Source organism: Mesorhizobium sp. WSM3864, from assembly GCF_002294955.1.
In the GTDB taxonomy this organism is placed as follows: Bacteria; Pseudomonadota; Alphaproteobacteria; order Rhizobiales; family Rhizobiaceae; genus Mesorhizobium.
On sequence record NZ_NSGD01000002.1, the window covers coordinates 366,238 to 390,140 of the forward strand.

The 23,903-nt window shown below is 59.7% G+C and carries 19 protein-coding genes; 2 read left to right on the forward strand and 17 right to left on the reverse strand.

All coding sequences use genetic code 11. From position 1 onward, the window contains the following. Positions 1–9 precede the first annotated feature (9 nt). From cysQ to cysD, 3 genes are read right to left on the reverse strand one after another with little or no spacing between them, the layout of a single operon-like run. A complete protein-coding gene (gene cysQ / locus CK215_RS06000) occupies positions 10–795 on the reverse strand; it encodes a 3'(2'),5'-bisphosphate nucleotidase CysQ (RefSeq protein ID WP_170950252.1) in 786 nt (261 codons plus the stop codon). Positions 796–805: 10 nt separating this feature from the next. Beyond that, the gene (cysN, locus tag CK215_RS06005) at positions 806–2,743 is read right to left on the reverse strand and encodes a sulfate adenylyltransferase subunit CysN (RefSeq protein WP_066997807.1); all 1,938 of its coding nucleotides are present in this window, start codon (positions 2,741–2,743) and stop codon (positions 806–808) included. A 2-nt stretch (positions 2,744–2,745) separates the two neighbouring features. Continuing rightward, positions 2,746–3,651 (reverse strand): sulfate adenylyltransferase subunit CysD, encoded by a 906-nt coding sequence (gene cysD / locus CK215_RS06010; protein WP_066997810.1) that lies wholly within the window; start codon positions 3,649–3,651, stop codon positions 2,746–2,748. A gap of 454 nt (positions 3,652–4,105) precedes the next feature. Here cysD and CK215_RS06015 point away from each other — a divergent pair, with 454 nt between their 5' ends. Both CK215_RS06015 and CK215_RS06020 read left to right on the forward strand, forming a co-directional pair. Further along, complete coding sequence (locus CK215_RS06015; protein ID WP_095830395.1) at positions 4,106–5,395, forward strand: O-antigen ligase; 1,290 nt, start codon at positions 4,106–4,108, stop codon at positions 5,393–5,395. After that, on the forward strand, positions 5,392–6,327 hold the full coding sequence (locus CK215_RS06020) for an NAD-dependent epimerase/dehydratase family protein (protein WP_095830396.1): 936 nt from the start codon (positions 5,392–5,394) through the stop codon (positions 6,325–6,327). The genes CK215_RS06015 and CK215_RS06020 overlap by 4 nt, the downstream gene beginning before the upstream one ends. On the opposite strand, the gene CK215_RS06025 is transcribed toward CK215_RS06020, so the two are convergent. The 14 genes from CK215_RS06025 to CK215_RS06090 all read right to left on the reverse strand — a co-directional run bounded on the left by CK215_RS06025 (position 6,315) and on the right by CK215_RS06090 (position 23,879). Beyond that, positions 6,315–6,809, reverse strand: coding sequence for a sugar transferase (locus CK215_RS06025; RefSeq protein WP_095830593.1), 495 nt, complete (start codon positions 6,807–6,809; stop codon positions 6,315–6,317). The genes CK215_RS06020 and CK215_RS06025 overlap by 13 nt on opposite strands. 45 nt (positions 6,810–6,854) lie before the next feature. Beyond that, entirely contained in the window at positions 6,855–7,766 is a 912-nt protein-coding gene (locus CK215_RS06030; RefSeq protein WP_245418616.1) for a glycosyltransferase family 2 protein, read from the reverse strand. 86 nt (positions 7,767–7,852) lie between these two features. Beyond that, on the reverse strand, positions 7,853–9,889 hold the full coding sequence (locus tag CK215_RS06035; RefSeq protein ID WP_170950233.1) for a nucleoside-diphosphate sugar epimerase/dehydratase: 2,037 nt from the start codon (positions 9,887–9,889) through the stop codon (positions 7,853–7,855). 300 nt (positions 9,890–10,189) lie between these two features. Continuing rightward, complete coding sequence (locus CK215_RS06040; RefSeq protein WP_095830398.1) at positions 10,190–11,980, reverse strand: sulfotransferase; 1,791 nt, start codon at positions 11,978–11,980, stop codon at positions 10,190–10,192. Positions 11,981–11,985: 5 nt separating this feature from the next. Beyond that, positions 11,986–13,473, reverse strand: coding sequence for an ABC transporter ATP-binding protein (locus tag CK215_RS06045; RefSeq protein WP_095830399.1), 1,488 nt, complete (start codon positions 13,471–13,473; stop codon positions 11,986–11,988). Then, entirely contained in the window at positions 13,463–14,254 is a 792-nt protein-coding gene (locus CK215_RS06050) for an ABC transporter permease (protein ID WP_095830400.1), read from the reverse strand. The genes CK215_RS06045 and CK215_RS06050 overlap by 11 nt, the downstream gene beginning before the upstream one ends. After that, entirely contained in the window at positions 14,251–15,177 is a 927-nt protein-coding gene (locus CK215_RS06055) for a class I SAM-dependent methyltransferase (RefSeq protein WP_170950234.1), read from the reverse strand. Before CK215_RS06055 ends, CK215_RS06050 begins: the two co-directional genes overlap by 4 nt. A gap of 35 nt (positions 15,178–15,212) precedes the next feature. Next, positions 15,213–16,904 (reverse strand): rhamnan synthesis F family protein, encoded by a 1,692-nt coding sequence (locus tag CK215_RS06060; protein ID WP_170950235.1) that lies wholly within the window; start codon positions 16,902–16,904, stop codon positions 15,213–15,215. Beyond that, on the reverse strand, positions 16,897–19,563 hold the full coding sequence (locus CK215_RS31600) for a glycoside hydrolase family 99-like domain-containing protein (RefSeq protein WP_210201666.1): 2,667 nt from the start codon (positions 19,561–19,563) through the stop codon (positions 16,897–16,899). Before CK215_RS31600 ends, CK215_RS06060 begins: the two co-directional genes overlap by 8 nt. Next, the gene (rfbD, locus tag CK215_RS06070) at positions 19,560–20,462 is read right to left on the reverse strand and encodes a dTDP-4-dehydrorhamnose reductase (RefSeq protein WP_095830403.1); all 903 of its coding nucleotides are present in this window, start codon (positions 20,460–20,462) and stop codon (positions 19,560–19,562) included. Before rfbD ends, CK215_RS31600 begins: the two co-directional genes overlap by 4 nt. Beyond that, complete coding sequence (gene rfbB, locus CK215_RS06075) at positions 20,459–21,625, reverse strand: dTDP-glucose 4,6-dehydratase (RefSeq protein ID WP_245418639.1); 1,167 nt, start codon at positions 21,623–21,625, stop codon at positions 20,459–20,461. Before rfbB ends, rfbD begins: the two co-directional genes overlap by 4 nt. 11 nt (positions 21,626–21,636) lie before the next feature. Beyond that, on the reverse strand, positions 21,637–22,191 hold the full coding sequence (gene rfbC / locus CK215_RS06080; protein ID WP_095777944.1) for a dTDP-4-dehydrorhamnose 3,5-epimerase: 555 nt from the start codon (positions 22,189–22,191) through the stop codon (positions 21,637–21,639). Then, positions 22,184–23,074 carry a glucose-1-phosphate thymidylyltransferase RfbA gene (gene rfbA / locus CK215_RS06085; protein ID WP_095778025.1) on the reverse strand — a complete coding sequence of 297 codons (891 nt, stop codon included), beginning with the start codon at positions 23,072–23,074 and terminating at the stop codon, positions 22,184–22,186. Before rfbA ends, rfbC begins: the two co-directional genes overlap by 8 nt. Before the next feature lie 214 nt (positions 23,075–23,288). After that, a complete protein-coding gene (locus CK215_RS06090; protein ID WP_095823927.1) occupies positions 23,289–23,879 on the reverse strand; it encodes a biotin transporter BioY in 591 nt (196 codons plus the stop codon). Positions 23,880–23,903 lie beyond the last annotated feature (24 nt).

The window sequence follows — 23,903 nt, forward strand, 5'->3', positions numbered from 1 at the left end:
AGGAGGAGATTAAGCCTCCACGCCCTTCCCCGTCGCAATGAAGTACGGGTTGGCGAAATCCGTGTCAGTGGCCTGGTTGCGTTTGCCGTAGAGGAGCGGCTGGCCGTCCAGCGTGCGGGTCATGCCGCCGGCGGCGCGCAGCACCGCATCGCCGGCCGCCGTATCCCATTCCATGGTGCGACCGAAGCGCGGATAAACGTCGGCCTCGGCGGCGGCGAGCAGGCAGAATTTCAGCGACGAGCCTATCGAGACGATTTCGGTGGCGCCGAGATCGCGAATGAAGGCTTCGGTTTCCGGCGTGTTGTGCGAGCGGCTGGCGACGACAGCGAGCGGCGTGCCGCCTGCCCGCACGGTGACTGGCCGACGGCCGGCGACACGATAGTCGCCGTCAACGTCGATCGCTTCCGCCGTCCCCGGCCGACCGGAGAAGAAACGTCCTGTGCAAGGCGCGAACACGACGCCGACTTCCGGCACGCCGTGGCGCACCAGCGCAATGTTGACGGTGAAATCGGTGCGGCGGTTGACGAATTCCTTGGTGCCGTCGAGCGGATCGACGAGGAAGAAGGCGCCGTCGAGGTCGGGCGTGGCAATACCCGCCGCAACCTCCTCCTCGGCGACGCAAGGGATGTCCGGATAAGCGGCGCGCAGGCCGGCCAGGATAATCTTTTCGCTTTCGCGATCGGCTTCCGTCACCGGCGAAGAGTCGGACTTGCTGGCGACGGCGCAGCCTTCGTGGAAAACGCGCATCACCGCGCGGCCGGCATCGAGCGCGAGGCGCTCGAACACGCCAAGCATTGCCGCGTCGTCAGATGCCGCCGCCATCGTCATACTGCTCTTCGGCAACGTCGCGCTCCGTCAGCCAGTGTTCCAACGCTTCCGCCATCTCCTCGGGCGTCCTGCCGAGAGTCTTGAGGTGGATCTCGGGGTTCTCCGGCGTCTCGTAGGGAGAATCGACGCCGGTGAAGTTCTTGATCTCGCCGCTCAAGGCGCGGGCGTAAAGGCCCTTCGGGTCGCGGCGGGCGCATTCCTCGAACGGCGTGTCGACGAACACCTCTACGAATTCCCCCTCGCCCATCAGCTCGCGCGCCATGCGCCGCTCGGCGCTGAAGGGCGAAATGAACGAGACGATGACGATCAGGCCCGCATCGGCCATCAGCTTGGCCACTTCGGCGACGCGGCGGATGTTTTCGACCCGATCCGCGTCGGTGAAGCCGAGATCGCGGTTGAGGCCGTGGCGGACATTGTCGCCGTCGAGGATGTAGGTGTGGCGGCCGGACGCGAACAGCTTCCTCTCGAAAAGATTTGCGATGGTCGACTTGCCGGAACCGGACAGACCGGTGAACCAGAACACCGCCGGGCGCTGGTTTTTCAGGTCGGAGCGGCCGCGCTTGCCGACGTCGAGCGATTGCCAATGAATATTTTCGGCGCGGCGCAGCGAATGCAGGATCATGCCGGCGCCGACGGTGGCGTTGCTGATGCGGTCGATCAGGATGAAGGCGCCGGTCGTGCGGTTCTCGGCGAAGGGATCGAAGGCGATCGGCGCCCGGGTCGACAGGTTGCACACCCCGACCTCGTTGAGGTCGAGAGACTTCGCAGCCTCATGCGCGAAATCGTTGACGTTGACGCGGTATTTCAGATCGGTGACGGTCGCGCTCACCTGATCGGTTTCGGTGCGCAGGATATAGGACCGGCCGGGCAGCAGGGCCTGCTCGTCGAACCAGACCAGATTGGCGGCGAACTGGTCGGCGACCTGCGGACGTGCGGCCGGCGATACCAGCATGTTGCCGCGCGAAACCTCGACCTCGTCCTCGAGGACGAGCGTGATGGCCTGGCCGGCAACAGCCTGCTCAAGGTCGCCGCCATGCGCGACGATGCGCTTGACCCGGGAGGCCCTGCCCGACTTGGCGACCACGACCTCGTCGCCTTTGGAAACGGAACCGGATGCAATGGTTCCGGCAAAGCCGCGAAAATCGAGGTTGGGACGGTTCACATACTGGACGGGAAAGCGGAACGGCAATTCGATCGCGGCCTCGTCGACGGACACGGTTTCCAGATGCTCGATAAGCGACGGCCCGGAATACCAGGGCGTGCGCTCCGAGCGGCTGGTGACATTGTCGCCGAAGCGCGCCGACATCGGAATCGGCACGATACTGTTGAAGCCCAGGCTTTGCGCGAAGTCGCCGTAGTCGGCGACGATCCGGTCGAACACGGTCTTGTCGAAGCCGACGAGGTCGATCTTGTTGACGGCAAGGACGATGTGACGAATGCCGAGCAGCGAGGCGATGATCGAATGGCGCCGCGTCTGGCGCAGCACGCCCTGGCGCGCATCGATGAGCACGATGGCGAGGTCGGCGGTCGAAGCGCCCGTCGCCATGTTGCGCGTGTATTGCTCATGGCCGGGTGTGTCGGCGACGATGAACTTGCGCTTCGGGGTGGCGAAGAAGCGGTAGGCGACGTCGATTGTGATGCCCTGCTCGCGCTCGGCCTCCAGCCCGTCGACGAGCAGCGCGAAGTCGATGTCGTCGCCGGTGGTGCCGTGCTTGCGAGAATCGTTCTCCAACGCGGCGAGCTGGTCCTCGAAAATCTGCTTGGTATCGGACAGCAGCCGGCCGATCAGCGTCGACTTGCCGTCGTCGACCGAGCCGCAGGTGAGAAAGCGCAGCAGCGACTTCTTCTCCTGCGCGGCCATGTAGTCGCGGATCGAATCGGTCGGGGCGAGGCTCTTGGCCAGGATGTGGCGCATGCTCAGAAATACCCCTCGCGCTTCTTCTTTTCCATGGAACCTGCCTCGTCGCGGTCGATGAGGCGGCCCTGGCGCTCGGAGGTGCGGGCGGTCAGCATCTCGCCGACGATGGCTTCGAGCGTGTCGGCATCCGATTCTATGGCGCCCGTCAGCGGATAGCAGCCCAGCGTGCGGAAGCGCACGAGACGGTTCTCGATCTTCTCGCCGGGGCGCAGTTGCATGCGGTCATCGTCCTTCATGATGAGCATGCCGTCGCGTTCGACGACCGGCCGCTCCTTGGCGAAATAGAGCGGCACGATCGGGATGTTCTCCTGCAAGATATACTGCCAAATGTCGAGCTCGGTCCAGTTGGACAGGGGAAAGACGCGGATCGATTCACCCGGCGCGATCCGGGTGTTGAAGATCTTCCACATTTCCGGCCGCTGGTTCTTGGGATCCCAGGCATGCTGGGCATTGCGGAAGGAAAAGATGCGCTCCTTGGCGCGCGACTTCTCCTCGTCGCGACGGGCGCCGCCGAAGGCTGCGTCGAAGCCGTATTTGTCGAGCGCCTGGCGCAGCGCCACCGTCTTCATCACATGGGTGTGGGTGTTCGAGCCGTGATCGAAGGGGTTGATGCCGTCGCGCACCCCGTCTTCGTTGACATGAACAAGCAGGTCGAAGCCGAGCTTCTGCGCCATCTGATCGCGAAAGGCGATCATCTCACGGAACTTCCAGGTCGTGTCGACATGCAGGAAGGGAAATGGCGGCTTGGCGGGATAGAAGGCCTTCATCGCCAGATGCATCAGCACCGAGGAATCCTTGCCGACCGAATAGAGCATCACCGGCTTGGCGAAAGAGGCCGCAACCTCACGGAAGATGTGGATGGATTCGGCCTCTAGCCGCTGCAGATGGGTGAGCGCGATATTCATAAGCTATTGAGCGTTCTTTCGTGCCGGCCAGGCCTTGCAGCAGGCGATTGGCGCGGTTTGCTAAAACAGCCCGTCAAGCCCTGGACACTTGTCGCGGGCGTTCTAGCAGATCGCCATCGCCCATAACAATGCAAGACCCGCGCCGGGCACAGCGCTTTGGGAATGAATTTTCCAAGTGAGCTTGATAAGTCGGAAAATTCTCCCAGACAAGCCGAGCAATTGAAAGGGGCTGAACAAACCTATTTGCTTCGATCGGCTAGGTTGACTTCCAAGAGCTTTCGTCCACGCCGCCGATTTTTGGCTGGGCATCCTTCGGTCGCCCTATCGGAGATCGGAGCCAGCCGCTATACCGGCGCGGGAGCGGGCGAGGCGCGGCAGAACGGGATCGGTCAAGGCCAATTGTTCGGTACTCCGGCGGGTCTGCGCACAACCTGGAAGATTGCGAAGCAAGGCATTGAACCCGTTTACATCGCTTCGGCGCCATCTCACGCCGACACAGATCAACATCTATTTCTCGATCGTCTGCTTCTTCTCGCCGCCGGTGCTGGGATCGGTGGTCAGCTTCGTTTTCAACGGCGGCGCGCTCTGGTCCGTGGTTCTGCTCGCCATCAAACGGCGGCAGTTCAACATCGACCGGTCGATGGTGGCCATGACGGTGGCGATCTGTGCCTATTGCGCGGCCATCGTCCTTGCTTCGATCGTCAACGGCACGCTGGCGGCGGATCTGCGGTTGTTCCTGCCGCTGATCACTTTCCTCTTCTTTCCGATCTCCTATTCGACCTGGAGCATCACGGAAAAGACCGTGCTTGTGCGCATCGTCGTACTGGCGAGCGCCGCGGCATGTTTCGGCGCGCTGCTCCTCGCCGTCGTTCAGTATTACTGGATCGGCACCAGGGCCGAAGGGGGTGCCGGGAATGCCATCGTATTCGCGACGGTGACCTGCCTGGCCGCGGCGATGAGCCTCGCAGGCGCGCTGTCGGGGATCGAGAAGCGCTGGAAGCTGCTGACCCTCGCTGCGCTTGCGGGCAACTTGGCGGTGCTTTATTCGGGCTCCCGCATCATCTGGCTGGTGCTGCTGCTTGCGGGCATCGCCGTGCTCTCGATCAACCGGCGCCGGCTCAGCGGGTTGAAACTTGCGCGCATTGCGCTGATTGCCGGCGGCGCCTGCCTGCTGCTCGCCGCGATCGCGTTTCCCGTCATTGCCAATCGCGCTGACTTCCTTTTCAGCGACTTGGATGCGCTCACCACCAAGAACGACCATACGACGGCGCTTGGGCTGCGGGTGGCGATGTGGGAGATCGGCACGAACGCGTTTCACGAGGCTCCGATTTTCGGACATGGCATCACAGGCAGCCGGGCGCTGATGAAACAGGGTTTTCACGATCAATTCGGCATGGACGCAGGCTACAACCATTACCACAACGGTTTTCTGACCGCGGCGGTGCAGGCCGGTTTGTTAGGGGCGTTCGCCTTGGCGGCGATCTTCGTCGTCGCGGCCTGGAACGCGGCAAGAGCGCTGCGCCGCAGCGCCGGCCCAGCGGAACGGTTCGGCGCAACGATGATCATCGTCACCGTCGTCACCTATCTCATAGGCGGGCTGACCGGTATCCTGGTCGGCCAGGACCTTCTCGATTCGACGCTGATGGTGTTCCTGGTTTCGGGAACCTACCTGGCTTGCGGACGAACGGTGCCGCCGACCGGCAAGAGCGCAGCCATTCCTTCGGCTGCCGGCCGGCGAACATGAAGGTCCTGGTCACCGGGGCGACGGGGCTGATCGGGCGCCAGGTGACCGGCCGGCTGCGTCAGGCCGGCTTCGACATACGCATTGCGTCCCGCCGGCCAGAACGACTGCAGGCTGCGGGCGATGTCTTTGCGCTGCCCGGCGCCGATGCGCCGGACGACGCCTTCCTGGCGCTGATGCGCGAGGTGAGCCATGTCGTCCACTGCGCGGCGCTGAACAACGATCGGAACGCCAGCGACGCCGACTACCAGGCCGCCAATGCGACGCTGACCGCGCGGCTGGCCAAGGCCGCGGCCGCACGTTGCGGCGGGCGCTTCATCTTTCTCTCCTCGATCCGGGCCGTCGCCGGTCCCGGCTTCAGCGGCACGATCAACGAGGCGACGCCCCCTGCCCCGCAATGCGCCTATGGCCGCTCCAAACGCGACGGCGAGATCAGGATGATCGAGGCTTACGCCGGTCGCCCGGATGCCACGGCGCTGCGCCTGCCGCCCGTCTATGGCGAGGGCATGAGGGGCAACATGGCAGCGCTGATGCGGCTTGCCGACACCGCCCTGCCGCTGCCGACCGGCGTGCTGGCGGGTGTGCGCTCTCTGATCGCGTCCGACACCGCGGCGGGCGCGGTGCTGCACCTTGTCAGCCGTCCGGGACCGCTCTACCCGGCCTATGTCGCGGGCAACGCCGCCCCTCTTGCGACGTCCGAAATCATTGCCGCGTTCCGGCGTGGTTTCGGCCGTCCGCCGCGGCTTTTTCCCATGCCTGGGATGCCGCTGCGGCTGGCGGCAAGGCTGCTCGGCAGGCAGGCATCATGGCAAGCCTTGACCGCGACCCAGATCTGCGATCCGTCGCTGCTGGCCGCGGAAGGTTGGATGCCGGAAACCGATACGCTCGGCCGGCTCGAGGAACTGGCGCGAAGGGAGGCCGCTCAGGCCCGGTAGAATGTCCCCAGCAATATTCTGAGGTCGCGGCCGATCGAAGCGGCCTTCAGATAGGCTGCGTCGGTCTCGGCGCAGAGTTTCGGATCGGACATGTCGATGCCCTTGATCTGCGCCAGCCCGGTGATGCCCGGAAGCGCCGAGAGCACGCCCAGCCGCTGCCGGTAGCCGATCAGCTCCGTTTGCGTCGGCAGGCATGGACGGGGACCGACAAGGCTCATCTCGCCCTTGAGCACATTCCAGAGCTGCGGCAGCTCATCGATCTTGGTCGAGCGCAGCACCCTGCCCACCGCGGTGACCGACCCGGCAGGCGCCTCGTGCGTTGGCAAGGACGGGGTGTTGCGATGCATGGTGCGCAGCTTGTGGCAGGCAAAGACGGCGCCGCCCCGCCCGACGCGCGGCTGCGAAAAGATGGCCGGCCCGGGCGATGTCGCCCTGACCGCCAGCATAGCGATCAGCACAACGGGCGACGTAACCGCCAGCATGACGGCCGCGATAGTCAGGTCGAAAGCCCGCTTTGCCGTCACGGCTCAGATCCGCCGCCAAAGAAAGGCAAGGTAGAGGCCGAGCGTGCCCATCAGGGTCTGCCGGTAGACGCCGCTTTTGCCGAGCAGGCTGAAGCGCCTGATAGCATTGCCCTTGCGCGCCCTGATGAAGAGGCGAAGGCAACGTGCTGCATCGCGTGTGACGAGGTCGCGGTTGGCGGCAAGGCCTCTGAGATTGCTGTCCGTCCAGGTGGCGAACTGGCCCTGGAACAGCCGCCCGAGCCTCGAAAGCCTCGCCTTCCACGAGACGTTGGCGCCAACCAGGTTCGCCCCGTGCTGCCGGTATCTGACCAGCGGCCGCGGCTCGTAGCGGACCTTGCCGCCGGCGGCGGTCACGACGAGATAGGCCCACCAGTCATGGCTGACGAATTCGGCTCTTGCCGATGCCTTCGCCAGGAGGTCGCGCGCCGCGCGGTTGAAGAGCATGGTGTTGCCGCCGGCGATGCTCTGCACCAGGGCGTTGCGGAAGGATGGCGGGCGGCGGAACAGCGGCGAATGGCCCGCCGGGACGCCGGTCTCCGAAATGGTCGCCGTGCGCGAGCAGAACAGCAGCGGCATTGCCATATCCTCTTTCTCCATCCAGCGAATGGCGCTCTCCAGCCGGTCCGGCTCCCAGACATCGTCCTGGTCGCAAAAGGCGTAGTAATCGGCATCGACGCGCGGCTCGATGATCATCGAGCGGAAGTTGGCTGCGAAGCCGTTTCGCGGTCCCTGCACCACGGTAAGGGAGCCCTTGTTCCAGCGGGACCGCCACGCATCGAGGATCGCGAGGGTGGCGTCCGTCGAGCCGTCGTCGGAAACCCAGAGATCGACATGGGGCCACGACTGGTCGAGCAAGGACTGCAACTGCTCGCCGATAAAGGCGGCGCCATCCCTCGTGCCCATGAGAACGGCCACGCGCTGATCTTTTCCGGTCACTGCTTCAGAACCCGCAGGGCATTCGAACAGGCTTCAATAGCCAATTGCGGGAGGGCGGCACAGGCCTAACCGATCTGTCCAGCCGCCTTCGGCACCGCCCGCTCGGGCGCGCCGCCAATGCCTTGCCCTGCCCGGTTGAGCCCGGCCAGGATCGCGAGCGCCGCGGCCTTGTCCTGGTCCCGTATCGCGGCCACCAGCTCCAGCAGCGCGGCCTCGATCCTCCGCCACTCCACGACGTCGGTCCTGAGGCCGAAGATCTTAGCGATGTCGAGCTTGACGACCTCCTCGCCTTCGCCATGCAGCGCCTCGTGCAGCTTCTCGCCGGGCCTGATGCCGGTGAAGCGGATCGGAATGTCGGTATAGGGGCTTTTGCCGGCCATGCGGATCATGGTTTCGGCGACTTCGAGGATCGGCACGGGCTTGCCCATGTCGAGCATGTAGATGGCGTAGTCGTCCCTGCCCTGGCGCCGCTCGGCATCGGCGGCCGACATGATGACAAGATCGACGGCCTCGGCCACCGTCATGAAATAGCGCGTCATGCGCCGGTCGGTGATGGTGACCGGCCCGCCGGCCTCGATCTGCGCCTGGAAGATGGTCGCCACCGAGCCGTTGGAGCCGAAGACGTTGCCGAAGCGCACGGCGATGAACTTGGTGCCGGGACGATGCACAGTTGGGACGCCGGCATGGCGGCCGTTCAGCCCGCCGGCAGGGAAAGGCGACGGCGCGGCGTGCGTCTCATGCAGCGAGGAGACGATCTGCTCGGCCGCGCGCTTGGTGACGCCAAGCACCGAGCTCGGGTCGACGGCCTTGTCGCTGGAAATCAGCAGGAACTGCGGCACCCCGCATTCGGCCGCGACCTCGGCGCAGGCGAGCGTGCCGAAGACATTCGTTTCGATCGCCGCTTCCCAGTTCTCTTCCAGCAGCGGCACATGCTTCAGCGCCGCGGCGTGAAAGATGATCGCGGGTTTGAACTCGCTGACGAGGCGCATCATGTGCGGCCGGTCGGTGACATCGACGATGCGGCTTGCCAGCCGGTCGCGGTCTTTCTCGTCGATGATCTGATCGAGCTGGAAGATGCCGAACTCGGAATTGTCGGCCACCAGCACCGCCTCGGCGCCGAGCTCCAGCGCGCGCTTGACCAGCACACGGCCGATGGAGCCGGCCCCGCCGGTGACCAGCACGCGCTTGCCGCCGACGAAGGCGCCGATGCGCGCGATGTCGGTGGCGACCGCCGAGCGGCGCATGATGGTTTCCATCTCGACGGCATCGAGAACCAGCTTGCCGCCCTGCCCCAGTTCCGAAAGACCGGAGAACTGGACGACGGCGATGCCGCTGTGGCGGGCGACGCGGACCAGCTCGGCATAGTCCTCGATCTCGCGCTCGACTCCCTTGCCGAAGATCAGGAGGTCGAGGTTTTCCGTGCCCTTGACATATTCTTCCAGCACCTCGACCAGACGCGGCCGCAGCGCCACGACCGGAACGCCCTGGATCTGCGTGCCGAGCGGCGCGTCGGCTTCCGTGGCCATGATGCCGGCAATGGCATATTCGGCCGGCACCGCCGTGCGGGTGAAGCGGACGATCACGTCGGCCTCGCTCAGCCGGCCGATGAACAGCGCCTGCTTGATCGACGCATCGCCGGCGGCGCGGCGCAGGATGCGCCAGGACGCGCCGTCGCGCAGGAAGCGATAGTAGAGCCTGGGTGCCGAAATGATGGTGAAGGAGACCAGGAAGAAGACGATGAACTGGCGCTCGTTGAGACCGGCGACCGGCTGGAAAAAGGAGCGGTAGGCAATCGAGGCCAGATAGAGAACCACCGTCAGGCTGCCGCAGCCCTTCAGGATGTTGAAGAAGTCGGGCGTTGAGGCAAAGCGCCAGACGGTGCTGTAGAGGCCGCAAGTGCGAAACAGGAGATGGGCGAGGAGCACGATGAGCGCCCAGCAAGCCAGCCCGCCGGAGGAGAACGCATCGAAGGAAAGCCGCGACTGCGAGAGCGTGAGGCTGAGCGCCACCGCGATCAGGACCATGACGAGGTCCTGGACCATGATGATGGCGCGCCGCATCTTCGGTCGGAGGCCCGATACGGCTTCTACATAGGCGGTCATTGGGTAGTACTGAACTCCAGGCGCGGGAAATATTACCAGAACGGCGCGGGACAGAACACCGTCCACCCGCCACTCCAGATTGCAAATCCCCAACCCCGTTCACCGATTATGGCATTAGCGCGGAGTTGGGGGGAGAGCTAGGGGTTTTTTGGGGAGTGCGAGAGGGTCTCGATCGACATCCTGGACAACAGTACTGCGTAGCCGGAAATAACTTCGCGCAGGGATGCCTGTGTCCTTTGCCGCTGCAATTTATCGCAGCTTCATTTCCAATTCCATTTGTCCTGGTCCGCGACCCGAGCTTTAACTGCGTTCCCAAACGCCCAATTCTGCGGCCACATCGGCGCAAATTGTAGATATCGCAATAAGATCCTCCTCATCCAAAACATGACGTTTGGAGCGCGCACGCCCAGACGTGATGGGTTGACTTGGCGTACCAGCATCCCAGTTACCGAGGATCCGGCGTAACTGTGCCGGGGGATCGACAACCAAATCCTCGTACTTCACCAGCACATGATTTCCACGATCTTCGAGTATGCGTTCAGCAAGGTAGCGCCACAGCATGGCACGCCTGTTGGCCAAATTCTCAGTCTCCGCGATCGAACGCAGTTCCGCACTGCGGGCTGGCGAAATCCATGGATCGTTTGCATTTCCAACCGGTCGTACACTGGTGTCTGCATTAAGCAAATGCGGGAAGCTGGCCTTCCAAGACGCTATAGTGTCGATCGGATTGCGAACGCACACCGCGATGCGTGCCTCGGGCAGAACGCGGCGGATACGTGGCAAACTGGAAAGAAAGGCAAATGTATTCTTGGCAGCGAGTGTAAAATCCTCGTTGTCCACGGGGGGGACGTATGTTGAAAGCTCGTCGCGCACTGCAGTGTCGTTAATGACACTTCCATTCCATACCTTGTTGGTTATAGGCCGCCCTTCAGCAACCAATCTGCGGATTCGTCGCAAATAGGTGGCAAGACCCCAGGCGGGTCCCTGACCTAGCAGACTGGTCACCAATTCTGGCGTTTCGTTCAACGCCATGGCATTACTTAAGGTATCAACGAGTTGGCACAGATAGCTGGTGCCGCTCCTCGAAATTCCCGTTATGAGCAAGGTGTTGGGTTGAACATTCTCTCTGCCACCAGTACGTTTTCTCGACCCTAGAATCCCTGACCACTCAGAGTTGGCCTCAATCACCTTGCGGACCTCAGCAGACGCGCCAACATAATACTTCAATTCGGCAACTAACTTGGGTTCCTCCCGCAAAACCGTCGGCCAATGATAATGTGATAGTCGAACGTCTGGAAACAGCGATAACGGCATTAGATGCGTCGGATGGTTTTGTCTAAAATCCATCACTTGTGGTTTGATACCGAGGTTTTGAAAGGCGACGGCAAGGCCGAGTTGATCACTCCACAGGCGCCTATCCGGAAGGTTGTCCGCCAATCTTATTACGGCACTCAGGCGCTCCCATTCGTCGGCAAGTTTCTTCGCAAACGAACTCTCGACAACCATCACTCCGCTATTAAAAAATGGCAACGTATACTGGGTTGTTGCAGTCATTGGATATCGATAATCCGGAAAATCTAACCCGCAAACCGCATATATCCTCTTCCATACCTCGACATCATTCTCAAAAGGCGCGGCATCGGCTAACTTGATTCGTATACGATCCTTTCCTGGATGGCTAAAATCCGGTTCGCCCAGACACAAAATGTCAGAGTCCAAAAATGCCATAGTGGGACGAGCCACCGGCACACGCAGACAACTTATTTTATTAGCATGAGAAAATTCCCTGCCCCAGGCATTGACGATCGACTGCTGCCGGGCTCCTAAGAGCTTCAGTTGGAGTTTCGTCTCGGCACGTAGTTCACCCCACACCTCCGTCGGTCCTGGGACGCAGGCAATGAGTTCTATCGCATTTCCGCACCACCGGCGGAGCGACGCTGCGAGCAGCAATGCCTTAATTTCCCACTCACCGGCCTGACAGACGAATACGACCGAGACGTTCTCGTAATTTTGCGTTCCCGCTTGCGTCACCGGGCGCGTTTCTGAGAAGCTTTGACCAGAGCGAAGCCGTTTAAAAAAAGTTTCGAGCATCTTAGCTATGCTTTTGCACCAAATTCGCTCTCAGCCGAAACTGTCAACATAGGGTCAATGTTAAAAAAGCCGGTGCCAATCATATTCGGCTCCGCTGCGACACGAAAAAGTTCTGCATCTATAATTCTATGCATAACAAAGCCATCTCCGGCCACAGAACCAGTCACGCCACAATTTACCGCATAGGCACCAGGAAGAAATCCACACCCGAACTCGTACCGAACACGGCGAATGGAACCTCTTGATACCGATTTTATTTGTAGACCGATATCGCTCTTGGAATTGGCCCCCCCCAATCCGGTGCCATTCAAAGTCTTAACAAACATCCCAAATCCGACATTGTTGGCATCGACCGAGAAGCTAACAAGATACTCAAAAATGTAACGCTTTCCCAGTTGCAGCACGTTCACTCGCTCGCCGGACATGGTCAAAATGCGAGCGTCTTCAATGCGAGCACCCCGCTCCTCCAAATACACCGTCGATTGCGGAGTCAGTGCCGGATCGAAGTAATCAGCGTATTTCAGAACTCCTGTTGTCCTATCCTGGTGACGGTCGATACGCTCTCCGCTTGTGACTTCGCCAACTCCTGCTTCAGTCCCCGATCCTCCGGAGATTGCAGCCCTATTGAGTTCTTGATTCTGGTCGGACGCCCTCAGGATCCCAGCCGCCTCGACTATACTCGTTCGGATCTCGCTGGCGGCCTCTGGGCTCGCGTTGACTAGGCGCTGATACTGCGCCACTATCGTTTTAGGTCGGCCCTGCAGAATGAGTTCACCTGCATCCATTAGAATCGCTCTCGAGCACAGTTGCACGATGGTCTGGGCCCCGTGGCTCACGAAGAGGATAGTGCCGCCGTTATCCTTGATCTGCTCGATACGAGCAAAGCATTTGCGCTGAAAGGCTTCGTCGCCCACTGCAAGCGCTTCATCCACGACCAAGATGTCCGGGTCGACATTGATCGCCGTAGCAAATGCCAGCCGCACATACATGCCCGACGAATAGGTCTTGACCGGCTGGTCGATGAAGGAGCCAATGTCGGCAAAGCGCGCGATATCGTCGAAACGCCACTCCATCTCCTTGCGTGGGACACCAAGGATTGAGGCGTTGAGAAAAACGTTTTCGCGACCGGTGAACTCCGGATTGAAGCCAGCGCCGAGTTCCAGTAAAGCGGCGATGCGGCCATTGACCTCGACAGAGCCGCTGGTCGGCTGTAGCGTACCGCAGATGATCTGCAACAGCGTCGACTTCCCAGACCCGTTGCGGCCGATGATGCCGACCGTCTCGCCACGTCCGATCTCCAACGAGACACCCGATAGAGCCGCGAAATCGCGAAAATAGCGGCGAGGCGGGCGGCCAATCAGGCGCTCAAGACGGGGCACCACCATCTGCTTGAAACGATCCTCCGGCCGCTCGAACATGACATAATGTTTCGAGACGTCGCGCACGCGGATGGCAACGCCCGAACCCCGGAAGCCGGCCCTATCAGAGGACATCGGCAAAGCCCCTGCGGGTCTTCTGGAAGAATTGATAACCAAGCAAGGCAACTGCGATCGCCACAAGGGAATAATAACCCAGCGCCGGCCAATCCGGCGCCACGCCAAAGAGAACCACGTTGCGGAAACTCTCTACCGGGATTGCAAGAGGGTTGAGCGAAAGCCAAGGCCGTAGCCAAGACGGCAGAGCAGTCCTCTGGAAGAAAACCGGAGAGAGAAACATCGTCGCCGTCACCAACGGCGACACGATCTGGCTCATATCGCGGAAGTAGACACCGATCGACGCCAACGTCCACGCTACACCGAGCACCATCACGACAAACGGCGCGAACACCACAGGTGCAAGAAACACCGTAAGCGGAACACTACCGAAAACCACATAGGCGAAGACAAGCAGCACCACCAGACTAACAGCCGCATGAAACAACGCCGCGCCTACCGAAACCACCGGCAGCATCTGTATCGGGAAGACGATCTTTTTAACGTAGTTGGCGTTACCCACGATCAACCCTGGCGCCATTGAAATCACTTCCGCGAAAAACTGAAAGACGATCAACCCGCAAAACAGGACAACGGCAAACTCGCCAGTTGAATGCGTGGCGCTTTGCTGGTCCGGTGTCGTCCAGCGCGACTTCATAACAACTCCAAAAACAAACGTGTAAACAGCCAACATAAACAGAGGATTGAGCAACGACCACAAAAGCCCAAGTGTTGAGCCTCGGTAGCGGCCAGCAACCTCGCGGCGGATCAGTGATAGTGCCAATACCATAATATTATTCATTTTTTCTTGGCTATTAGAAATGTGCCTGACGCCAACTCAAATTGTTTGCCTTCGTTCAGCTCACAAACAAACGGTCTTTTCATGTCTTTAACCCCAAAGCCGATAAGGTCCTGCACCGTCAATTTCTCGAAGGAACTCTTTGTTTCTCCTGACAATCCGTTCGCCCATGAACTAAGAAACCAGCTAGCGACCCAAACTGGGTGGAAATAGAAGGGTACTGTATGGCTTATAACTTCGACGTCTTCTTTGAAGAGATTGCGAACCCCATCCTTCGTCATGTTGTAGTAATGATGAGGATATCCGTGGTACGGTTGCAGGAATGGCACGTGGACGAACATTTCTCCGCCAGGTTTAAGCACACGTGTCATTTCACGCGCCGCTGAAAAGGGATCCCTGACGTGTTCCAATACGGCATTTGAAATTACGAAGTCGAATGAGTTATCTTTAAAAGGCATCTTCTCCAGAATCGCAAGAACATCAGTTGTGGCATACGGGACAATTTCCAAATTTACAACGTTGTCATAATATACGGGTCTAAACCCGGCCCCCGCATCCAAGAAAAGTTTGTCTTGATTCGTATCGATTCTATTTTTGACGGACTCTACGTAATCATGCTGAGATACCGAGTCAGTTGGTACCACCCCCGCAATTTCAGCTAAATCATCCGGCAAACAATTATAACCACCGTTGGAAAGCCGATCCGGGGTTCCGTCCCACTGCAGCAAGTCAGCTAAGCGGGACATCTTCCTATTTCTGGCAGTTAAAATCGCACCGGTCCGAATAATCCGCCTGCTCTCCGTATGTCCAATAATCTCAAAATGGTAACGCCCACTTGAAAGCCGACCCTCTCGTACAGCTGCGGCCACATCCGGATTGGATTGAAGATATCCCTCCTCGTCAAAATTCTCAAAAGTGATCGGCATTGACGTCTCTAGCATTTCGCTTCTCACCTATTCCGCTACAGTACTGGGACATCGTTATCGACTGACGAGTGTCCTCGGATATCGCTCCCACCGAGAATGACGCTAGACGAGGTGAAGCCCTGGCTGCGTGCGACCTGGCAAAAGATCCTTTCTATGGCATGCGCTAGTGTGCCATCTTGCTGACCGTCTTCATGTTCGAAAGTCAGACTTGCTTCGGGAATATCCTTCAACGGCTCCAACGCTCTCGGCGCGAACCAAAACATTGAACCAGCGAAGAAGCCCAGCTCTAGGTCCTCCCCGGAGTCGACCGCAGCCATCTCGCTCAGCAGTCGGCGCATCGTTTCGCGGTTAGCGCCCCAGAAACGATCATTGCTAAGGTAGTAACGGTGCGGGCCGACTATGCCGACCTTACCGGACTTGATCAGATCCACGGACCGTAGGACCGTTAGGGAATCACCAGCGACCGATTGATATAACCGATCCCTCCAAAAGGAGCCGTTAGTGCTGTAGGTGCTCTTTTTGGAATGCATTTTTAGGACGGCATCATACCGATCCAGCACACCACTGCGATAGATCGAAACGAATGGACCGATATCGCGACCTCGATTCTCCGAGCAGTAGATCGAAACGCTCTGGGCCAACTTGGAAAAAATCGAAAATATCTCCGTAGCATCGCCTTCAAACGGTGTCGTAACATGGAGATCGAACGGCAAAACGATATTCTTCAAGAAGCGGTATATGTCAGGAATCATTTCCGCATAGTACAGATGCAAGACTACTGCGACACCAACTCCCCCAGCATTCGTTCGGCGCCAGCGCGCAAGCTTGAACGACGGAATAGGCCCACTATCTGATTTAAGGGCGGAAAGGTTGTCAGTTCCTCGATTATAGTTTAGACGGCTACGGCCAACCATTTCCTGCATCTCGCCAAGGCGACTTGGTTCGCAAAGTTTGTCGACAAACGACAGATCGACCTTGTGGGGATTGTCCCTCAACACCTCAAACTTGACGTAACCTAGTTGGCGCGCGATAAGCCCCGCCAAGTGGTGCACCGGGTTAAATTTCTGCGGCAGAGAGTGGACGTTGGAAACAGAAGATTGGGCGGCCACATATTTTTCTTCGCTGTCATGGACCCAGTAATCGTCGGCGCTGCCGAGCTTTACCAGGTCTGGTCGAAGCAAGGTTGTGACTTTGGCGTTGTTGCGCTTCAACCCAACGGACAGCCCAAGCTCAAATCTCGCGATCGTGTCAAATTTCGAACTCGTCGGCTCTATGCTCCCAAGGAATGCACGGAACCAAGCCTGCTCCAGAATGCACGGCCCCAAGAGCATCAAATATGATTGAATGTGCCACGAGAATTGCAGCGACTCAGTCGCCCCAACAACGTCGTGGCTATCGATCAGCTCCAACATCCTTCTCAAGGCATTACAAAAGGTATCGCGAGACAAGATCGCAAAGCTGGAATTTACCAGTAACGCGCTTCCAATCTGCCAATTTTCCAGGGCGAACGTCAGCCCGACACGATAACTGTAGAAATCATATCCGAAATTTGGACGAGTTATTACCGTAAGATTCGGGAAGCCTTCCACTAAATCAGGCTCGATTTTGCTAGTCGTTACCAGAACCGTACGATCGAACGTAGTTGAAAGACAAACCAGCAAATCTAAAATATTAGTCTCTACGGAATCGTTTGGGTCAAAATGAGCTACAATCGCCACCTTATCCATGGTAACTGCGCGCCTTCTCATGCCAACGGCGGTAGACGTATCTAGCGGCCGAATGCAATATGGGCCAGCTACGCAGGATAGTTGATGTTCTTACTGCCATTTGGCTGGGAGGAACGATGGTTGCGAGCGCCTCTTTCGGCAATGACGCGCCGGGAACTTCCTGATGTTCCGTTTGCGCAACGATCTCGTCGAACAGACGAGACCGGGCAGCATCAATACCAACGGGCTCGGTGCCTTCATCAAAGTACTTGCCGCGAAGTGTCTCCTCCAAATATGAGAGCCCCCATCGCTGGTCGGGCTCCAGATAGCACCCCTCACCCCATTCATTCCAAGCGTTTATGAATATAAAGCGGCTGTCCGGATCGGGATGGTCTTGCCGAGCTTGAAAGCGCAAGAAACGAAGCCATGCGCTGTAAAGCTTAGGAGTTGAATTAATAACTATGGTTGGGTTGTTTTGTCGGCGAGCCGTATTGTCCCAGCCTGGAATAATGCCTCTGAACATAGCGAAGGATTGCCTTGGGCGATTGGCGCTTTGGGCGATCATCTTGCGATAGTCAACTATGCCGCCAGAGAAATTCGGATTCGTCATAGAAGGAAATTCAGAGGGATGATTCTGAGGCCCGTTAAACTTATGAGGTGGGAATTCAACTAGAGAGTCAGCTTCAACTTCCTGAGGTGTAGATATATCGTAAAAATCCACCACGCTGATGTGGATACCAGGAAATCCATGAGCGACAACGCGATCTCGCCATATCGAAAACCAACGCTTAGGATCGGGTATGTCCTTCGCTCGATAGACCACTAACAGCGGTGCCCCGTTGATCTTGATGTACCTGTGGTCATTAAAGTAAGCAATCATTCCATCGATGAATGCTTCGGCGTCGCCCTCAGCGTATTTCTGGTGCAGCAAGATGTTTTTTGTATCGCCATCCCAAGCGCGGGTCCAATTTTCGTTAGCCCAACACAGACAGAATCTGAAATTTATGTCGCTCTTTATAAAAAGTTCAACCGGTTTTTCTAGAATCCTTCTACCGCTAAACCAATAGTGGTAAAAACAAAACCCATGCAGTCCATAGAGTTTTGCTAGCTCTACCTGCTCACGCATAACACCAGGGTGAGTAAGGTCGTAGTACCCGAGATCGCGTGGTATCTTTGGTTGGCTATGACTGGCGAAATTTGGAGTCGCGCGAGCCACATTCGTCCACTCAGTGAAACCCGGCCCCCACCATTCAGAATTCTCATTTACTCGATGGAATTGAGGGAGGTAAAACGCAATAAGCTTAGCTTCGTCGGTAAATACACTTACTGCCTCTTGCTTTTCTGGCTCCTTTGAAAAGGCTTGGTAGGACGGCGAATTAACATCGCTGTCCGGTACAAAGTTGGACGGTTCGTTGGACTGGGTCTCGAACGCTCGCCTTTCCGCCTGAAGGGCCTGTATTTCGTGATTTTGCTCATCAATAAGGATTTGCGCTTCTAGAAGTTTCCGCGATATATTTCTCGCCTCTCCTTTCAAGCGCTGCAGTTCAGCTTTTTCGGACACCAATTGCTCAGCCTGAATTTGAGCTTCCAAGGGCTTTTGCTCGTATTCCGACGTAAGCTTGGTAACCTCGGCGTCACGCTGTTCAGCCAATTGCTTTTGTGCAACCCTTTCTTGATTCAGCAATCTAAGACGCGCATCAATTTCGGGAAAGAACGCTTCCCCGAAAATTGGTGACATGGCGTCGAACTCGGCCTTGATGCGATAAAGATTCTCGAGCGCAACTGCGTCAGCATCGTCGGATTTCAGGACTGTCAAAGCCGCATAGGCATCTTTGACCCAGTCTACAATCCGCGGATCGGCTTGGAGCAAGTCCGCACTTGCGGCAAAATGTCGATGATCCGCCGAGAAATGCTCAGCGAGTAGCGTCTTCCACTCCGTTGGGGGGCGTGGCCAGTCGATGAAAAGAGAATTTGTAATCCCCTGGATCCCCGAGCGCCAATCGTCGAGCAAACCTTCATAGGACAAGAAGATGCGGGGCTGTCCCCGCGTCGCGCGCTCGGCATCCAGTTCATGGCGAAGCCAAAGAAGAGAACTGAAGCCTGCCGTAAATCCGTCCCGGTTCTTCAGTGAGGCGATCACGGCCAACGGATTGCGCGAGACCAGCGTGTAGCGAACTTCGACATGCATTCGTTCGAGAACTTCCGCATAGAGCGGCACGAAGCGCGAAATACGGGGCTCCTTCAGGACGAAAAGCGAGGCGCTGCCATATTCCTCGTCGACTATCCTAGCGATCTCGGCCTTGTAGAATTGCAGGCGCGCAGTCCCAAGGTCATTGACGTCGAACGAGCGCCAATCGTCCCAACTACTGCCGACCTCGGCGAGCATCTGGTCGTGCAGTTCGATCAGGCGTTGCGGCTCCCAATGTCCGGCGGGATTTGAGGGATTCGCCCCCAGCAAATTCTTCGGCAGTTCCGCCCCCAGCAGGCTGATCGCCCTCGTCAGCGCGCTCGTGCCCGAACGATGCATGCCGAGCACCATGATGCAGGTGCGCTTAGCCGGCCTGGCCCTCGCTGACTTGGTATTCGCCGGCTTGGCACCTGCGCGCTTCTTCGGCACGACTTGATCGGCCGGCTGCGGCTTCGCGCCGTGCAATTGCTCGGGGGACGGATTTTCGTTCATGCACTCAATGCCTGTTTCGTCTCGCCGCCCCCCAGCCGGCGAACCACGCTTTCCACCGCGACCCGCCACTCCGGCGCCGTCCACCCAAACACCCCCGCAAACTTCACGCTCGACAGCCGCGAGTTGGCCGGCCGCCTTGCCTTGGTTGGATAATCCACTGTCGCGATATCGCGCACGCGCGCATACGAGCCACCAAACGCCCGGCTTGTGTCGAGGATGTGACGGGCAAAGCCGCTCCAGTTGGTCTCGCCGCTGCCTGTCAGATGGTAGACACCGAAGGCGGCGAAATTCTTGTCGTGTCGCAGCCTCGCCGCCGCGTGCAGGATGGCGTCGGCGATGTCGAGCGCCGAGGTCGGATTGCCCCATTGGTCGGCGACGACCGAAATCTCGTCGCGGTCGCTAGCCAGCCTCAGCATCGTCTTGACGAAGTTCTTGCCGAACGGGCTGTAGACCCAGGCGGTGCGCAGGATGAGGTGGCGCGGGTTGGCGGCCGCCACGGCCTTTTCGCCGGCGAGTTTGGAGGCGCCGTAGACGCCGAGCGGGGCGGTCGCGTCGGTCTCGACATAGGCCTCGTCCTTGGCGCCGTCGAAGACATAGTCGGTCGACAAATGGATGACGGGAACGCCGAGCTCTGCTGCCGCCTCGGCCACCTTGCCGGCGCCGATGGCGTTGACCGCGAAGGCCAATTCCTTCTCGTCCTCGGCCTGGTCGACATTCGTATAGGCCGCGGCCGAAACCACGATGTCGGGCCTTGCCGCTGCCAGCGCCGCAAACACCGTCTCGGGACGCGCCAGGTCGAGCGCCGGCCGGCCGACCGCAACGACCTCGACATCCTTGCTGCCCCGCTCTATCAGGCTGGCGGCAACCTGGCCCTCGCGTCCGGTGACGGCAAGCCTCATGCGGCGCCCTCCCTGCTCTCGGCCTTCCCGTTTCCGCCCTTCCTGACCGGGCTGTTTTCGATCGCCGCGTCTTCCATCGGGCCGTTCTCGATCGGGCCGTTTTCCATTGGACCCTGGCCCAGCCGCTCGCCATTGTAGCGCTGCTCGCGGATCGGGGCCCACCACCATTTGTTGTCGAGATACCAATCGACCGTCCTCGCCAGGCCGCTGTCGAAATTCTCCCGCGGCGCCCAGCCGAGATCGCGCGCGATCTTGGAGGCGTCGATCGCGTAGCGGCGGTCATGACCGGGGCGGTCGGTGACGAAGGTGATCAGGTCGCGGTAGCTCTTGCCGCCGGCGCGCGGGCGCCTCAGATCGAGAAGATCGCAGATCGTCTCGACGACGCCGAGATTGGTGCGCTCGGAGTTGCCGCCGACATTGTAGCTCTCGCCCGGCCGCCCTTTCGTCGCCACCAGTTCCAGTGCCCGCGCGTGGTCCTCGACGAACAGCCAGTCGCGCACATTGGCGCCGGCGCCGTAAACCGGCAGCGGCTTCTCGTCGAGCGCGTTGAGGATGACCAACGGGATGAGCTTTTCGGGGAAATGGTAAGGGCCGTAATTGTTCGAGCAGTTGGAAAGCACCACCGGCAGGCCGTAGGTCTCATGCCAGGCGCGCACCAGATGGTCGGAAGCGGCTTTGGACGCCGAATAGGGCGAGGACGGCGCATAGGGCGTCTCCTCGACGAACATGCCGCCGTCGAAGGGCAGGTCGCCGAACACCTCGTCGGTCGAGACATGATGGAAGCGGAAGCCGGCCTTACGCTCCCCCGACAGCCCGCGCCAGTAGTCGAGCGCGGCGTTCAGGATGCGGTAGGTGCCAACGATGTTGGTCTCGATGAAGGCGCCGGGGCCGTCGATCGAGCGGTCGACATGGCTCTCGGCGGCGAGGTTCATGACGATGTCGATGTCGTCGCGGCGCAAAATCTCAAGCACCGCTCGCTCGTCGCAGATATCGGCCTGCTCGAAACGGTAATTATGCGCATTCTCGATCGGCCTAAGCGAAGCGAGGTTGCCGGCATAGGTCAGTTTGTCGAGATTGGTGACGCGGTGGGCCGGGTTGGCGCACAGATGCCGGCAGACGGCCGAGCCGATGAAGCCGGCGCCACCGGTGACCAGGAAATTCATGCCGCCCTCTCTCACGCAAACACCTCCGCCGTGGCGAGCAGAGGCGCCTTGCGATCCTTGTCCGAAAGCTGGAATCCGCCAGGGATCGCCGGCCATTCGATGCCGATTTCGGGATCGTCGAAGCGGATCGACCTGTCATGCCCGGGCGAATAGGTGTCGGTCACCTTGTACAGCACCTCCGTGTGCGGCACGAGCGTGACGAAGCCGTGCGCAAACCCTTTCGGCACCAGGATCTGGTTGCCCTTCTCAGCCGATATTTCCAGCGCCACCCACTTGCCGAACGTCGCCGAGGAACGGCGGATGTCGACCGCGACATCGAAGACGCTGCCGCTTATCACGCGCAGCAGCTTATCCTGGGCGCGCGGCCGCAACTGATAGTGCAGCCCGCGCAGCACGCCGGCGGCCGCGGAATAGGAGTGGTTGTCCTGCACGAAGGCGAGATCGATGCCGGCCTCGGCGAAACGCCCGGCATTCCAGGTCTCGCTGAAAAAACCGCGCGCGTCGCCGTGCCGCTTGGGCACGATCTCCAGCACACCGTCGAGGCCGAGCGGCCTGACCTCAAGCAAAGCGTTCCTCCGTCAGGTCGGCGGCCCGCTTGCGCAGATAGGCAGCGTACTCATTCTTGCCCAGGCGCGCCGCGCGCTCCAGAACCTTTTCAGCGTCGAGCCAACCCTGCTCCAGCGCTATCTCCTCCGGGCACGCGACCTTGATGCCTTGGCGATGCTCGATCGTGCGCACGAAAGACGATGCTTCGAGCAAGCTGTCATGCGTGCCCGTGTCCAGCCAGGCGTAACCCCTTCCGAGGCGGCGGACATGCAACTCACCACGCTCGAGATAGACATTGTTGATCGCCGTGATCTCGAGCTCGCCGCGCGCCGAAGGGCGGATCGTGGAAGCAATGTCGACGACATCATTGTCGTAGAAATAGAGACCGGTCACGGCCCAGTTGGACTTCGGCTTTTGCGGCTTCTCCTCGATCGTCAAAGCCTTGCCGGTGACCTTGTCGAAGGAGACCACGCCATAACGCTCCGGATCGTCGACATAGTAGGCGAAGACCGAGGCGCCGCCATCACGCGTCGCCGCCTCGCGGCAGAGTTGCGACAGGCCGCCGCCAAAATAGATGTTGTCACCGAGGATCATCGACACACTGTCCCTGCCGATGAAGTCGCGGCCGATGATGAAAGCCTCGGCAAGACCATTCGGCTGAGGCTGCTCGGCATAGGAAAGCTCCACACCGAATTCGGAACCGTCGCCCAGCAAAGCCTGAAAGACCGGCAAGTCACGCGGAGTTGAAATGACCAGAATCTGGCGAATTCCCGCAAGCATCAGCACGCTCAGCGGGTAGTAGATCATGGGTTTGTCGTAGATCGGCAGTATTTGCTTAGAAACCGCTAATGTTAGGGGATAGAGGCGTGTTCCGCTGCCACCGGCAAGGATAATTCCTTTCAACAAGCTCTCCTTGAACTACCGCGGCCCCCGCCTCGACGCCAAGTTGCCCGTGCTTATGTTTCGGGCACTGGCTTGTCAATTGTCGGCTTGATTTCTTCCCGACGCTATTTCACTGCTTTCTACATCCGGCATGCGGCGATTTCGAGCGAATCCGGCTGTGCCGCAAAAGGGGCCGGCGCCAAGCGCCCACCGGCCCTTTGTCATTTGGTCGCGATCAGGAGCGCTTGAGCAGCGCCCAGACCGCCGGCACCAGGCTCGCGGCCAGCGCCACCTTGATCAGGTCGCCGGCGATAAACGGCGCGACGCCGAACTGCCAGGACTTTTCCGGTCCGATGAGCGCCGCCAGCCAGGCAAAGCCCATCGTCATCATGACGATCTCGGCGGCAAGCATGGCGCCGAACAGCTTGAAGGGGTGGCGGTCCCAGCCGCGGTCGGCGGCCCAGCCGGCGATCGCCGCCATCACCACGAAGCCGGCAAGGTAGCCGCCGGTGGAGCCCAGCATATAAGCGATGCCGAGGCCCTTTTCCGGCGTGCCCTGGAACACCGGCAAACCAAAAGCGCCCTCGGCGAGGTAGAGAAGGAGCGTCGCGACGGCAAGACGCATGCCGAAGGCCGAGGCGATCAGCAGCACCGCAAGCGTCTGCAGCGAGATGTCGACCGGGCCCAACACCACTTTCGTCTTCGCCGACAGGGTGAGCAGGAGGGTTCCTGCAAGCGCCAGAAAGAGCTGGCTGGCAAGCCGGGCCGCGCCCTGGTCGGGCAGAGCGAGAGAAACGAGCGGGCGCATCGTGGTTGCAGTTGCCATGGTCTTCCCCATCGTGGCTGATTT

Coding starts and splice junctions, on each gene's coding strand:
- cysQ (WP_170950252.1), bottom strand. CDS start 795: ATGCTTGGCGTGTTCGAGCGCCTCGCGCTCGATGCCGGCCGCGCGGTG.
- cysN (WP_066997807.1), bottom strand. CDS start 2,743: ATGCGCCACATCCTGGCCAAGAGCCTCGCCCCGACCGATTCGATCCGC.
- cysD (WP_066997810.1), bottom strand. CDS start 3,651: ATGAATATCGCGCTCACCCATCTGCAGCGGCTAGAGGCCGAATCCATC.
- CK215_RS06020 (WP_095830396.1), top strand. CDS start 5,392: ATGAAGGTCCTGGTCACCGGGGCGACGGGGCTGATCGGGCGCCAGGTG.
- CK215_RS06025 (WP_095830593.1), bottom strand. CDS start 6,809: ATGCTGGCGGTTACGTCGCCCGTTGTGCTGATCGCTATGCTGGCGGTC.
- CK215_RS06035 (WP_170950233.1), bottom strand. CDS start 9,889: ATGACCGCCTATGTAGAAGCCGTATCGGGCCTCCGACCGAAGATGCGG.
- CK215_RS06040 (WP_095830398.1), bottom strand. CDS start 11,980: ATGCTCGAAACTTTTTTTAAACGGCTTCGCTCTGGTCAAAGCTTCTCA.
- CK215_RS06045 (WP_095830399.1), bottom strand. CDS start 13,473: ATGTCCTCTGATAGGGCCGGCTTCCGGGGTTCGGGCGTTGCCATCCGC.
- CK215_RS06050 (WP_095830400.1), bottom strand. CDS start 14,254: ATGAATAATATTATGGTATTGGCACTATCACTGATCCGCCGCGAGGTT.
- CK215_RS06055 (WP_170950234.1), bottom strand. CDS start 15,177: ATGCCGATCACTTTTGAGAATTTTGACGAGGAGGGATATCTTCAATCC.
- CK215_RS06060 (WP_170950235.1), bottom strand. CDS start 16,904: ATGGATAAGGTGGCGATTGTAGCTCATTTTGACCCAAACGATTCCGTA.
- CK215_RS31600 (WP_210201666.1), bottom strand. CDS start 19,563: ATGAACGAAAATCCGTCCCCCGAGCAATTGCACGGCGCGAAGCCGCAG.
- rfbD (WP_095830403.1), bottom strand. CDS start 20,462: ATGAGGCTTGCCGTCACCGGACGCGAGGGCCAGGTTGCCGCCAGCCTG.
- rfbB (WP_245418639.1), bottom strand. CDS start 21,625: ATGAATTTCCTGGTCACCGGTGGCGCCGGCTTCATCGGCTCGGCCGTC.
- CK215_RS06090 (WP_095823927.1), bottom strand. CDS start 23,879: ATGGCAACTGCAACCACGATGCGCCCGCTCGTTTCTCTCGCTCTGCCC.